At 42.9% G+C, this 12857-nt stretch carries 13 protein-coding genes; 7 read left to right on the top strand and 6 right to left on the bottom strand.

Annotation, left to right across the window (positions count from 1 at the left end):
• Positions 1–295 precede the first annotated feature (295 nt).
• Complete coding sequence (locus E2K52_RS11475) at positions 296–868, bottom strand: peptidylprolyl isomerase (RefSeq protein ID WP_151205224.1); 573 nt, start codon at positions 866–868, stop codon at positions 296–298.
• 104 nt (positions 869–972) lie between these two features.
• On the opposite strand from E2K52_RS11475, the gene E2K52_RS11470 reads away from it, so the two are divergent.
• Positions 973–1644, top strand: coding sequence for an acetoacetate decarboxylase family protein (locus E2K52_RS11470; RefSeq protein WP_151205223.1), 672 nt, complete (start codon positions 973–975; stop codon positions 1642–1644).
• Positions 1645–1720: 76 nt separating this feature from the next.
• Here the strand turns inward: E2K52_RS11470 and E2K52_RS11465 are convergent, their stop codons facing one another.
• Positions 1721–2791 carry an alpha/beta hydrolase gene (locus tag E2K52_RS11465; protein ID WP_151205222.1) on the bottom strand — a complete coding sequence of 357 codons (1071 nt, stop codon included), beginning with the start codon at positions 2789–2791 and terminating at the stop codon, positions 1721–1723.
• Positions 2792–2998: 207 nt separating this feature from the next.
• On the opposite strand from E2K52_RS11465, the gene E2K52_RS11460 reads away from it, so the two are divergent.
• The 5 genes from E2K52_RS11460 to E2K52_RS11440 all read left to right on the top strand — a co-directional run bounded on the left by E2K52_RS11460 (position 2999) and on the right by E2K52_RS11440 (position 8288).
• Positions 2999–3427 carry a hypothetical protein gene (locus E2K52_RS11460; RefSeq protein WP_151205221.1) on the top strand — a complete coding sequence of 143 codons (429 nt, stop codon included), beginning with the start codon at positions 2999–3001 and terminating at the stop codon, positions 3425–3427.
• A 759-nt stretch (positions 3428–4186) separates the two neighbouring features.
• A complete protein-coding gene (gene grpE, locus E2K52_RS11455) occupies positions 4187–4735 on the top strand; it encodes a nucleotide exchange factor GrpE (protein ID WP_151205220.1) in 549 nt (182 codons plus the stop codon).
• A 119-nt stretch (positions 4736–4854) separates the two neighbouring features.
• On the top strand, positions 4855–6798 hold the full coding sequence (gene dnaK / locus E2K52_RS11450) for a molecular chaperone DnaK (RefSeq protein WP_151205219.1): 1944 nt from the start codon (positions 4855–4857) through the stop codon (positions 6796–6798).
• Between the two features lie 684 nt (positions 6799–7482).
• Positions 7483–7746: a hypothetical protein gene (locus tag E2K52_RS11445; protein WP_151205218.1), complete on the top strand. Its 264-nt coding sequence runs from the start codon at positions 7483–7485 to the stop codon at positions 7744–7746.
• 164 nt (positions 7747–7910) lie between these two features.
• Positions 7911–8288, top strand: a complete 378-nt coding sequence (locus E2K52_RS11440) for a hypothetical protein (protein ID WP_171478851.1) — start codon at positions 7911–7913, stop codon at positions 8286–8288.
• Positions 8289–8345: 57 nt separating this feature from the next.
• On the opposite strand, the gene erpA is transcribed toward E2K52_RS11440, so the two are convergent.
• The 4 genes from erpA to E2K52_RS11420 form a co-directional block, all read right to left on the bottom strand.
• The gene (gene erpA, locus E2K52_RS11435) at positions 8346–8681 is read right to left on the bottom strand and encodes an iron-sulfur cluster insertion protein ErpA (RefSeq protein WP_151205216.1); all 336 of its coding nucleotides are present in this window, start codon (positions 8679–8681) and stop codon (positions 8346–8348) included.
• A gap of 119 nt (positions 8682–8800) precedes the next feature.
• Positions 8801–9784: a putative solute-binding protein gene (locus E2K52_RS11430; protein WP_161981137.1), complete on the bottom strand. Its 984-nt coding sequence runs from the start codon at positions 9782–9784 to the stop codon at positions 8801–8803.
• A 208-nt stretch (positions 9785–9992) separates the two neighbouring features.
• Entirely contained in the window at positions 9993–11003 is a 1011-nt protein-coding gene (locus E2K52_RS11425; protein ID WP_151205214.1) for a putative solute-binding protein, read from the bottom strand.
• 250 nt (positions 11004–11253) lie between these two features.
• Entirely contained in the window at positions 11254–12258 is a 1005-nt protein-coding gene (locus E2K52_RS11420; protein ID WP_151205213.1) for a putative solute-binding protein, read from the bottom strand.
• Positions 12259–12472: 214 nt separating this feature from the next.
• Between E2K52_RS11420 and E2K52_RS11415 the strand changes: the two genes are divergently transcribed.
• The coding region (locus tag E2K52_RS11415) for an ATP-binding cassette domain-containing protein (RefSeq protein ID WP_151205212.1) at positions 12473–12857 on the top strand (385 nt) is incomplete at its 3' end.

The raw sequence follows: 12857 nt of genomic DNA, 5'->3' as shown, positions 1-12857 counted from the left end.
ACAAGTTGTTCTTCATAATCTCTTAATGATCTTTCTAATACCTCGTCAGTATTAGATGCTGGACTTCGACAATCCTAAACAACTCAACGCTTCGCGCTTCGTTCGTTCCGGCTATCTCGTCGGTATGAGGCTCATTATAGGGCAATTTCTTACACGTGCAAGTGCTTTTAACTCACAAGATTCACGACTGTTTTATTTTTATGCACCAAATTGGTTCACTTTCCCACCAATATTTACATAAACTTATAATATTAAACAAAAAATATGAACAAAATATTTCTATTTAGTTTTATAGTTATTTGTTCACGCTTGGTGTTTTAATCGTCACACTTTTAATTTGTACTGCTGTAACTGGTACATTCTGATGCATTCCATAATTACGGGTCGGGACTTTGGCAATTTTATCTACAATTTCCATACCCTTCGTTACCCGCCCAAACACCGCATAGCCTGCATTCATGGCTGAACGATCCAGAAAGCTATTATCAACCAAGTTTATAAAGAACTGAGCTTTTGCAGAGTCAGGCTGATTGGTACGTGCCATAGCCAAGCTACCGCGTTTATTTTGCAAACCATTATAGGATTCATTTTTAATCGCCGCTTTAGCATTTGGCTTTTCTTGCATCGCTGCATCGAAACCACCACCCTGAATCATAAAGCCAGGAATCACACGGTGAAAAATGGTACCGGTATAAAAGTTGCTTTTGACATAGTCTTCAAAGTTTTTGCTTGAGATCGGTGCCTTGTCATTAAAGAGTTCAATTTCGATATTGCCAGATGAAGTCTGCATCTCAATCAGGGTATTTGCAGCAAAGCCCGGTAAGCTAATGGCAGCTAGTGCGATGGCAGATAATGATTTTTTTAACATTTTTTAACTCATCCTTTATATAGATCCGCTGAGGAATGACGATATATTAAGCTTTTATGTCCAATAATAGCAGTTGTCTGCCAATCAAATACAAGAGAATAATAATGAATTACGCATTTGCACAGGAACAAAATATCAATCAGTTCCCACCTTGGCATTTGCAAGGTGAAGGTTTTATTTTAAATTACTGGCTGACGCCCAGTTTTATCCAGCAGGCCAAAGCGTTTCGAGTTGCGCCTTCAGCATTGGGCCGCGTTGTTCAGGTCCTCTTAATACGTTACCAGAGTTCACCGGTGGGTCCTTATGATGAGCTGCTGATTTTAGATCATCCTTTAATTAGTAAGCGGCGCTTAAGCTCCATTCCCAAAATCTATGTATCTACTCATGAATCTGTAGCACATGGTCAGGCTTTATGGGGGATTCCTAAAGAATATGCTGAATTTGAGTGGGAGGAGCATCATCAGGACACGATTTGCCGTATCAGCCACCAAGGTCACCAGATGAGCCTCTCTATTCGCAAAACCCGCTCACCGCGCCAGTTCTATATAAATAGTCATCATATCCCTGCCTCAATGCTGAAAATCCAGCAGGCCTGGGAAGGGCAGCGTTTTGACTTTAGCCCTCAGTTCCGCGGTTATCTCAGCAAAGTTTCACAGGTAGAATGGCATAATACCGGAGATATTTTTCCCGACTTTTCCAAAGCCAAATATTTACAAAGCTTTTATATCCCGAAATTTAATTTAATTTTCCCTGAAGCTCAAATCTCTTCCAAATAAACAGTATTCATAAGCAGAATAATGATCTCAAAATATAAAAGGTGTTTTAGCAAACATCTTTTAAAATTGGCCCAGCCTAATTGCGTTTATCCCAAAATTTTCGAAAATCCCGAGCGATCTCGATCACATATTTTTTGGCCCGTTTAGAAATCGGGCTTAAATTAATAAACCCATGCGTCTGATCGACATAGTTTTTATGATAGACCCGCACACCATGCTGGCGCAGTTTATGAGCATAAATAGAGGCTTCATCATGTAATAGATCATGCTGTGCGGTAATAACATAAGTCGGCGGCAGCTGTTTTAAATTACCATAAGTCGGTGAGACCAGTGGATCATCAAGCGCCATCTGGTGGTTTTCCACATATAGTCGGCTAACCAGATTAACATCCTCTTCAGACAAGACCAGCCCCTCTTTATAGGCATAAAAAGAAGGATGACGGCTCTTGAAATCGAGCACGGGATATAATAGTAATTGCGCCCGTGCTGCATAGCTCTTGCCAACACTGTGCTGTGCTACAACAGTTGCCAGATTACCGCCGGCACTATCCCCCGCAACCGCGATCCGGTTTTTATAGATTTTGAGAGTTTTACTGTTCTGATGTGCCCAGGCCAGTGCATCTTCACAGACCTGCACGATTTGTAGCGGGCTATATTCCGGGGTTAAAGGATAGGCCACACTGAGTACCTGTACTTTGGCATGCACAGCCAGTAAACGGCAGAACTCGTCATGGGTATCCAGACTGCCGACCATAAAGGCGCCACCATGATAAAACATGATCATAGGCAGCTTTTTCTGCGGCGCAGGATGATAGTGCCGAGCCATAATGGTTCCGCTATGTAAGGGCAGACGGATATCTTCAACCATTTTCAGTGGAGTCGGCTTGCCCTGAATCGCTTTCATCTGCTGAATAAAATCGACTCGTGCCTTAGCTACATCCTCATGAATAAAACTGGACTTTCCCTGCTTGAGCTGAATAGCCATTAAACATTTAACAAATGAGTCCAGATCCGGATAGATATAAGGATAGTCCAATGCCTTGGCTAGAGCCTCCTGTGCCATACCAGGCATATGGTTCAGCATCCGTGCGCCGAATCCTTGTCCCTTTTCTTGTACATATTTCATTACCGGGTGAGTTTGATTCATGCTTTTCTGCCCCTTTTTCTCTTAATTCTTCATATTTTCTACATGATCAGAAGTTTAGTGACCATTCTGTTATAGAAACCTTAATATCTAGGTACACAGAGGTTCTATGCAATACGCTAACCTGCTTTATAAAAGATGTCATTGACAATTTTCTTAAGATTTTTGATGTTTTTTGCGAGCTTAATTGTATTTTAAAGAAGGAAGCCTATGGCCACTAAAGTAATCACGCTAGCTCTTGCAACTGCATTTTTAGCTGTAGGTTGTGTGGCATTTCCGGAAAATGACCATTATGACGGCCGTTATGATGGGCGTGATTATGACTATCACTATGATCAGGATCATCGTTATAACCGGCAGCGTTGGCAATATGAACAGCAACGCAAGCGTCTGGAAATGGAGCGGCGCAGACAAGAGGTTCGACACCGTCATTGGGAGCAGGAACAGCAACAGGATCTGAAACAGCAGCGCAAAAGTATATCAGCACAACGTCAGAAACAGACTGAAGCGCAACGCAAACGTCGCCAGGCAGCTGAGCAGCAACGTAAAAAAGCACAGCAGACCCATTCTGGGCATCGAAGCTGGAATGATCGCCATCGCCCGCAACAGCAGCCTCACCGCGGGCATCGCCGCGATTGAGTATTCGAGCCAAAAAACTCAATATCAGCTATGCAGTTTAAAACAGGCGAAAAAAAGGCTTATCCAGAGATAGATAAGCCAGAAAAACAAGAAACTACAGCGGTAAAATCTGAGTTAGATCCTATTCATTTAAGGCGGAATTGTGAAATACTTTATTGATTGGTTATTAATCTTTTTTAAGTATAAAAAACCAGCAAACTAAAAACCGAGCTTGAGTAGTTTTTTAATTAAAACAGCCAGCTATAATCTATAGCTAAAAGTGACTTTATTCGGCCCTCTCTTCGGAGTAAAGTCACTATTGACAAGGCAATCATACATTTTCCTTCAGCCTATTGGAAACAGATAAAATTTATCCTCTTCATCTAAGATTACGATTGAGCAATAGAATTTTTAATGAGGCAATGCATAGAAAATCTGGATTTAAGCCCACATCATTCGACTAAAGTCTACAATTGTTTAAAAAACCTCGGGTTTGTTAAAAATAACTTAAACTTAAGGATGAACTACGGTGTTTTTATTCTTGGCGCTGAGCGGTACTCAAGAGCCAATAGACGATAAAAGCTGTACGACTTTTATGAATTTTTCAGACTTTGCTATAAATCCTAAAATTAATCCGTACTTACGCTTGAATTTTTTGGGCCTGCCCCTATTTCTAAAGTAATTCAGTATTTCAATCATGGCAGTTCAGCATTAACTTGGTTAACACTGATGCCCAAAGGACTGTACATGTTTAAAAACCCATTTAAACGGAGTAAATCAATGGCAACTGAGCAAAACCAGCAGGCTCAAGAACTTGAGCAAGAGCAAGTGGAACAAGACACAGTACAAACTCAAGCAGATACTGAGCAGGCGGAGGTTTCCGTTGAAGCTTTAGAAGAGAAAATTGCCCAGCTTGAAGGCGATCTGAAACTAGAAAAAGCCCGTACGGCCAATGCAGTCTATGAAGCACAAAAAAGTGTGGAACGGATTCAACGCGAATCTGAAAAGCATAAAGATACGGTGCTGGAAAAATTTGCCAAAGAGCTACTGGAAACCGTTGATAACCTTGAACGCGCAATTGCCGCAGTGGGCGAGGAAAAGACTGCTTTTTCTGAAGGAGTTGAGCTTACCCTAAAATCTTTACTGACAACTTTGGAAAAATTTGGTGTGGTGGTGGTGGATACCGCTAATGGCTTTAATGCAGACCTGCATCAGGCAGTGGGTATCGATCCAAATGCCAAAACCAATGAAATTGGCAATGTGCTGCAAAAAGGCTATACGCTGAATAGTCGTTTATTACGTCCAGCAATGGTCATGGTTGGCGCCTAAAGCTAAGTATTTCGGGAGTTTGTGAAATTTTTTCTAAAAATTAACTTGAAAAAATTTGAATGGCTCTCATATCGGATAACAAGTGTAAATCACAAAAAAATTATTGAGGAAACCTCCAAATGGCTAAAATCATTGGTATTGACTTAGGTACAACTAACTCTTGCGTAGCTGTACTTGAAGGCGACAAAGTTAAAGTAATTGAAAACGCGGAAGGTGCGCGTACCACTCCATCTATTATTGCGTATAAAGATGGCGAAATTCTGGTAGGTCAGTCTGCAAAACGTCAGGCGGTAACTAACCCGAAAAATACCCTGTTCGCAATCAAGCGTCTGATTGGTCGTCGTTATGAAGATCAGGCCGTACAAAAAGATATCGGTCTTGTACCTTATAAAATCATTAAAGCAGACAATGGCGATGCTTGGGTTGAAGTAAACGATAAGAAACTTGCTCCACAGCAAATCTCTGCAGAAGTTCTGAAAAAAATGAAGAAAACTGCGGAAGATTATTTAGGTGAAACAGTGACTGAAGCTGTGGTAACCGTGCCTGCTTATTTTAACGATGCACAACGTCAAGCAACGAAAGATGCCGGTAAAATTGCTGGTTTAGATGTGAAGCGTATCATCAACGAACCAACGGCAGCTGCCTTAGCATTCGGTATGGACAAGAAAGAAGGCGACCGTAAAGTGGCTGTCTATGACTTGGGTGGCGGTACTTTCGACGTTTCAATTATTGAAATTGCCGACCTGGATGGTGACCAGCAAATCGAAGTATTGTCGACCAATGGTGATACATTCCTGGGTGGTGAAGACTTCGACAATACCCTGATCGACTATCTGGTTGAAGAGTTCAAGAAAGAACAAAACGTGAATCTGAAAAATGATCCACTGGCATTACAACGTCTGAAAGAAGCAGCAGAAAAAGCCAAAATCGAGCTTTCTTCTTCTAACGCAACTGAGATCAACCTGCCATATATCACGGCTGATGCGACTGGTCCTAAGCACTTGGTCATCAATATTACCCGTGCAAAACTAGAAGGTCTGGTAGCTGATCTGGTTGATCGTACGATTGAGCCTTGCCGTATCGCACTGAAAGATGCCGGTCTGTCAGCTTCTGATATTTCTGATGTGATTTTGGTAGGTGGTCAGTCGCGTATGCCACTTGTACAACAAAAAGTACAGGAATTCTTTGGCCGTGAACCACGTAAAGACGTGAACCCGGATGAAGCAGTTGCAATGGGTGCAGCGATTCAAGGTGCCGTGCTTTCAGGTGACAAGACTGACGTTCTGCTGCTTGACGTCACTCCGTTGACACTGGGTATTGAGACCATGGGCGGTGTGTTAACTCCAATCATCGAGAAAAACACCACCATTCCGGCGAAAAAATCTCAAGTATTCTCTACTGCTGCGGATAACCAGCCTGCTGTGGACATTTCGGTTTACCAAGGTGAACGTAAAATGGCTCAACAAAACAAATTGTTGGGTAACTTCCAGTTAGGCGACATTCCACCAGCGCCACGTGGTGTGCCGCAAATTGAAGTATCGTTTGACATTAACGCTGACGGTATCTTGAAAGTATCTGCAAAAGACAAGAGCACAGGTAAAGAGCAATCAATTCAAATTAAAGCAAACTCAGGTTTGAGCGATGCTGAAATTGAAGCGATGATCAAGGATGCGGAAGCGAATGCAGAAGAAGACCGTAAGTTTGAAGAGCTTGCCAAAGCACGTAACGAAGCAGATGCACTGGTTTCTTCTGCTCAAAAAGCAGTGAAAGATCTGGGCGAACAAGTGACTGCCGATGAGAAAACTGCGGTAGAAACAGCGGTTTCAGAGCTTGAAACGGCTACGCGTGAAAATGATGTAGAAGAGATCAAGGCGAAAACTGAAGCGCTGCAAAACATCATCATGCCGATCACGCAACGTGCTTATGAAGCAGCTCAAGGCCAAGGTGGTGCACAAGGTTTCGACCCGAATGCATTCCAGGGTGGTGAGGCTGGTCAATCACAAAAAGCGGACGATGGCGTTGTAGATGCTGAGTTCACTGAAGTAAAAGACGACAAAAAATAATTTGTCAGCTGATACCTAAAAAAACCGCGCGCAAGCGCGGTTTTTTTATTCCCTGCATTTTATAAAAAGAAAATGTCCTTATTGATCATATTTTTTAGCTCGTCCGTTGAGTGTCTGCGAAGACTTAAAGGCAGATAGGTAAAACCAGATTTGTGGCTGCTATTCCTTTCAAATTGCAGTTCTTTTGGAAAAATTAAAATAGTCAGCTAGATTATGTACAAAAAATAGTTTTAAAATCAAAGACCTATTCTGATTTTCTAAGTATTTTAGGCAGGAGACTCAGTATTGCAGGCTATGTACACCGCGCCAATCCCATCCACCATTACCCTATAACTCGCTTAGTGAGCGGCTAACTCACTCCCTCGATACCCGTTTGCATTGAATCCAGCTAATCCCTATCATTGCTCGCCAGAGCAGGATGCTTTCAAGCAAGCAGAACAGCAGGTTCTGGCAGGTGAAGTCAGCTATCTGCATCAATAGAACAGTTTAACCGCCTCACAAAGCTATTTTGACGCTCAGCAATACCATCTGATCAGTCAGAAAAGCCAGATTGAAACGGAGTTTCAGGTATTGTCATAACGCAAAAATCAGCCTGATTCATCTGAACATGAACGTGAAAAAATTGCGACAGAGTTTCAAGATCTAGAAGCACAGACAGCCCGTTTTCAGTAAGAATACCCGTCTTTGCAGCAGCAACAGCAGACTGACTTTAACCTGCAACTGCCTGCCCATCAAAACGGCTTACAGCAGCAAAATATTCTGCACGCCCAGCAGCATTCTCCTCCACGCGAATTTCATAAAGGCGTATTTACGGCCAACCAGATGCAAATTTATCAGTTGGAAGCACAAGATGTTGGACGGCTGACCCTGGGACATGGACTGGGCCATGCTTTGGGACTTCTGCCTCCTCATGGTTCGAAAGCCCGGAAGTATCCGGTTTTGGGTTAGCAAACACGGTAGGATTTTCGACTGCGACCTAGCGATAAAACCCTGCTCTATCGCCGTTAATCTGGCTGAGCCAGTGGATATATTTATCGGCAGATGGACAATTAAGCAGCAGATAAAGGCATTTCATGCTATGGTGAAGGCTAGTATAGTGTTTTAAGCCATCTCTGGAGATTCGTGTGAGTTACTACCATATTTTAATTGAAGTAAAGGATCACATTAGTACAATTGATGAAACCCGTGATATTGAAATTTTCGATATCAAGGAACTTCAACCTTATCTCCATTCGATCTTATTACCTTATTTTAATGAACAGTTAATTGAACTGGATGATGAGAATCTGGAATACAAAGATATTCTACATCTGGAAATCAAACAGACCATTTTACCGATCAATGATCTCATTGAAGAAGAACAGCGACTATTACCTAGCGATACTGATATTACCATCAGTGCTTATGAGATTTTTAATAACCGTGACCTCAGCCAGGATGTCACTTCAGTTATTTTCGATCTGCTGGAAGCGGTCAAGCTAGAAAACTAGGTTTAAGCGGGTTTAAAAAAGTCCTCTTGATGAGGACTTTTTTTGTCATTACGAAACTTAGATCGAGAATGAAGAACCACAGCCACAGGTTGTGGTTGCATTCGGGTTTTGTACCACAAAGCGTGATCCTTCCAGACCTTCGATATAATCCACGACCGAACCTACCAGATACTGATAGCTGAGCGCATCCACCAGAACTTTTACGTCGCCATTTACAAATTCTGCATCATCTTCATTCTGGCTATCTGCAAAGTTAAAGCCATAAGAAAAGCCTGAACAGCCGCCACCAGTGACATAAACACGGAGCATTAAGTCTTGGTTACCTTCACTGTCACGCAACTGGCGTACTTTATTTGCGGCATTGTCGGTGAGCACAAGCGCTTGAGCATTCATGGCAGATCCTCTATTGAATAGTATGTCTTTAAAAAGAAAAGACCATATTTCAAGTATAACACTCAATATATGGTCAGTCTCTTGAGATTAAAAGTCAAATCTGACTTATTTTATCAGGATTATTTATAGTTCTCATCCTGTAAGGCACATTCGAAATTTTTTGGGTTCTGCTTACAGCGGAACTGCCAGAGCAATTTCATCATGCGTTTGTCATAAATCCCGCGCTTGGTCAGGTCAATTCGGGCATCACGCATCATTTTCTGATAGCCCGGCTTGTCAGCAGCAGGAATATCCATCCAGTATTTTTGCGGAATATCCGCCTTCATTTTACCTAAAATACCAAAAGCACGCGGCAACTGGCCCTTGACCCATTCACGTGATTTTTGTCCATACCCTGCCGGAAATTTGTCCGGGCGAATAATAATATTGCCAGTCACCTGCAAAATTGGGTAATTGACGATTGCACCTTTATTTCCTAGGCCTTTATGCAGCTCAAGTGGCTTAAAAGCAGCAGCTGGTGCTCCAATAATATCGACTTGACCATTATTAAACATGCTGGCAAAGTTGCTGATTTCAGCACTTACGGCTTGTGCACCGACCTGCTGTACCATAATTTTCTGTGCTTCATCATAGCTCAGTACCGCAATTTTTTTACCTGCTGCTTTGGCCACGGTATTGATACTGCGATCATTGACCAGCAGATAAGCGTCCCCGACCGGAATCACGCCGGCAATTTCATGTTTCCCCTGTAGCATATGCTTGGCAAAGGTCGGGCTGGCCAGCCCCTGCATGACTTTAACGGCCAGCTTCAGGTCAGTGATGGCACCAATTGCATCCAGAGAACCAGTGAAATTATTAAACTGGCGGCCACGCATTCCGGTAACACTGATTGCATCACATTTACCCGCTTTAAAGTCTTCGGCCACCACGGCCTCATTGGTATTCACGCGCAGCTCAATATCGCCTCCCCAGTTTTTAGCAGCCAGCTGATAGTCTTTCATCAGGCTATATACATCGCCATTTTTACCGACCAGGTCAAATACACATACTACCTGTTTGGCCTGCGTCAGTCCCGAAATCCCGAGCAGGGCCGTACCCAGCATGAGCGCCTTCCATCCTTTTTTCATTCTGCTATTTTCCTTATCAGATTGTTTTTATTTTTTCATATTGCATGTTCTTGTTTTTAGAGGAACATGTGGGGTGTCTCCTCTTCAGTCTAACGATTTTTTAATAATCTGCAATCGTATAACTGACGGCGATGCTACAAAAAAAGCCTAGACGAATCTAAGCTTTTTTTCTTCCAGAAGCAGATTATTCACCCGATAATGAACATTCAAAGTTGGCCTTATCTATAGAGCAGCGTGCACGTTTCAGAACAGACATCATGCCAGCATCATAAATACCCCGCTTGGTCATATCCATACGTCCATCGCGTAACAGTCTTTGATACTTGGTTTTGTCTTCTGCGCTGAGGTTCATTTTGTATTTTGCCGGAATACCGGCTTCCAGACGGTTAATCATTGCGATACTTTTTGGCAGATTTTTCACAAACCAGTCACGGGATTTCTGGCCAAAGCCGGCCGGGAATTTCTCTGGACGAATCACTAAATCTGCACTTACCTGCAAGACCGGGAAGTTAAACATAGCACCATTACTGCCCAGGCCCTTATAAATCTCCAGCGGCTTATAGGCATAAGCCGGCGCACCGACCATGTCGACCTGGCCATTGTTGAATTTCGCCACAAAGTTGGACACATCTGAAATAACAGCTTGAGCCCCAACACGCTGAACCATGATTTTCTGGGCATCGTCATAGCCCAAGACGGCGAATTTTTTACCGGCCGCTTTTTCAATCGAATTAATATTTTTATCACGCACGAAAATAAACGCTGAACCGAGTGGGGCGATACCGGCTATTTCATATTTTTTGCCCCCCAGATTACTGACCATTTTAGCTGCATTACGTTTGTCGAGCGCAAAAGTAATGGCACGCTGGGCAATGGTATTGCTTGGAGCACCGCCCAAGGCATCAATGGAGCCAGCAAATTTATTATATTGACGGGCACGCATCGCAGTCATAAATACAGCATCACATTTTCCTGCCTTAAAGTCATTATCCGCAACGGCCTCGTCCTGACGTGCAATCAGATTCACCTCAGCACCCCAGCCTTTTGCAGCCAGTGCCCATTCCTGTGCCATCTGATAAGACTCTCCAGACTTACCCAGTAAGTCAAAGATACACACATCCACTTTTTCCGCAGCAGCCGTACCCGCAAAACCAAATGCAGAAAGTGCAACCAACGATAAAACTGCTTTTTTCATTCTATTCATCCTTTTGAAATCTTGTTGTTAACTGAGTGTCCATACACATCATAAATCTTAGCAAGTTTATTAAAAAAATAGAGCAATTACTCAAATATGGCATATCATTTCAGGAAATTTATATATCTTTTCATGCATATATTTTTTTATTACCCATTTAAGTTATTTAATTTCAAATACTTATATTATATAAATTCATCTATATTTTTATATCCCCGACAAGACAATTACAAAATAAAACATACTGTTTTTATTCACCACCAATTGAACACTCAAAATTGGTTCTTTCCACCGTACAGCGCGCCCGCTTGAGCACGGTCATCATCATCGGGTCATAAATCCCCTGCCTGGTCAGATCCATACGGCCGTCACGAAGAATCTTTTGATAATTCAGCTGCTCCTCCCGGCTCAGGTTCAGAATATATTTGCTCGGAATCTCCGCTTCCATACGTTTTACCATAGCAAAACTGCGCGGCAGCTGCTTGATAAACCATTCCCGAGATTGAGCCGCAAATTGAGGCGGAAATTTTTCCGGACGGATAATCAGGTCTGCTGTGACATTAACCACGGGAAAGTTAATCATCGCTCCTTTGCTGCCCAAACCTTTGGACATTTCCAAGGGTTTAAAGGCATAAGCCGGCGCAGCCACGATATCGACTTCCCCCTGATTAAATTTACGGATAAAATTAGAAATATCCGATTTCACCGGAATGGCTTCAATACGTTTGACCATGCTGGTTTGGGCATGATCATAGTGCAGCACCGCAAACTTTTTATCTTTGATATGTTCCAGCTGATTCATGCTGCGGTCACGGACAAAAATATAGGCCGGTCCAATCTGGCCAATGCCTGCGACTTCAAATTTCTCCTTGCCATTTTGGCTGACAAGCCGTTTGCTATTACGCTTGTCCAGTACATAACTGATGGCCTTCATTGCAATATCATTGCTCGGTACACCACCTAGCGCATCAATCGAACCGGCAAACTTGTTATAGGTTCGGGCGCGCATGGAGGTCATGTAAAACGCATCGCATTTTCCAGATTTAACGTCCTGATCCACTTTGGCTTCATCCTGATAGCCACGTAGCTGAACGCCCGCCCCCCACTGTTTACTGGCCAGCGCCCATTCTTCGATCAGCTTGTAAGATTCGCCCGACTTTCCAAGCAGATCAAATACGCAAACTTGCTGCGGCGTGGCAGAAGCAGTTGAGGCCAGTATTGTCATGAGCGATAAAATCAAAAATTGTTTTTTCATTTTTATTGAACTCGCTGTAATCCGTTCATTAAAATAAGCAGCAATCTATTATTTTTAAAAAATTAGAGTAATTACTCTAATTACTTCTATCATAACCAAATTTAAAGTTTTTAAAAGACAGGTCATCTGCAAATTGCGATGGAAGTCTTTTTTGTTTTCAGCGAGCTTTCTATTAGAATAGCGCTATTATTTTTTGCCCGTGTTAGTAAGTTCAATGATTCAGTTTGACCAAGTTTCCTTACGCCGTGGTGGGCGAGTATTATTTCAAAAAGCGTCCATGCAGCTGCATCCTAGCTGGAAAATTGGTTTAACCGGAGTCAATGGCGCAGGCAAGTCCACCCTATTTGCCGCGCTACTCGGAGAGCTGGGGGCTGATGAAGGTTCACTGAGCCGTCCATCAATATGGACCGTAGCGCATATGGCACAAGAAATTAAAGCGCTGGACATGCCAGCCATTGATTTTGTGCTGTCAGGAGATGAAGAATACTGGCATATCCAGCAGCAGCTGGCACAGCCTGAACAGCTTTCTGATACGGAGCTGGCACAGCTACATGGCCGTTTTGACGAGATTCATGGCTATTCGGCACCGGCCAAGGCGG

Origin of the sequence: Acinetobacter sp. RF14B, from assembly GCF_006864105.1 — a bacterium.
Classification (GTDB): Bacteria; Pseudomonadota; Gammaproteobacteria; order Pseudomonadales; family Moraxellaceae; genus Acinetobacter; species Acinetobacter lwoffii_C.
This window is presented reverse-complemented; position numbering and strand designations above follow the sequence as displayed.

Bases quoted from the DNA above. Each gene is read 5' to 3' on its own strand.
- E2K52_RS11465 (WP_151205222.1), bottom strand. From the start codon at position 2,791: ATGAATCAAACTCACCCGGTAATGAAATATGTACAAGAAAAGGGACAA.
- E2K52_RS11420 (WP_151205213.1), bottom strand. From the start codon at position 12,258: ATGAAAAAACAATTTTTGATTTTATCGCTCATGACAATACTGGCCTCA.
- E2K52_RS11470 (WP_151205223.1), top strand. From the start codon at position 973: ATGAATTACGCATTTGCACAGGAACAAAATATCAATCAGTTCCCACCT.
- E2K52_RS11475 (WP_151205224.1), bottom strand. From the start codon at position 868: ATGTTAAAAAAATCATTATCTGCCATCGCACTAGCTGCCATTAGCTTA.
- E2K52_RS11460 (WP_151205221.1), top strand. From the start codon at position 2,999: ATGGCCACTAAAGTAATCACGCTAGCTCTTGCAACTGCATTTTTAGCT.
- E2K52_RS11430 (WP_161981137.1), bottom strand. From the start codon at position 9,784: ATGCTGGGTACGGCCCTGCTCGGGATTTCGGGACTGACGCAGGCCAAA.
- erpA (WP_151205216.1), bottom strand. From the start codon at position 8,681: ATGAATGCTCAAGCGCTTGTGCTCACCGACAATGCCGCAAATAAAGTA.
- dnaK (WP_151205219.1), top strand. From the start codon at position 4,855: ATGGCTAAAATCATTGGTATTGACTTAGGTACAACTAACTCTTGCGTA.
- grpE (WP_151205220.1), top strand. From the start codon at position 4,187: ATGGCAACTGAGCAAAACCAGCAGGCTCAAGAACTTGAGCAAGAGCAA.
- E2K52_RS11425 (WP_151205214.1), bottom strand. From the start codon at position 11,003: ATGAAAAAAGCAGTTTTATCGTTGGTTGCACTTTCTGCATTTGGTTTT.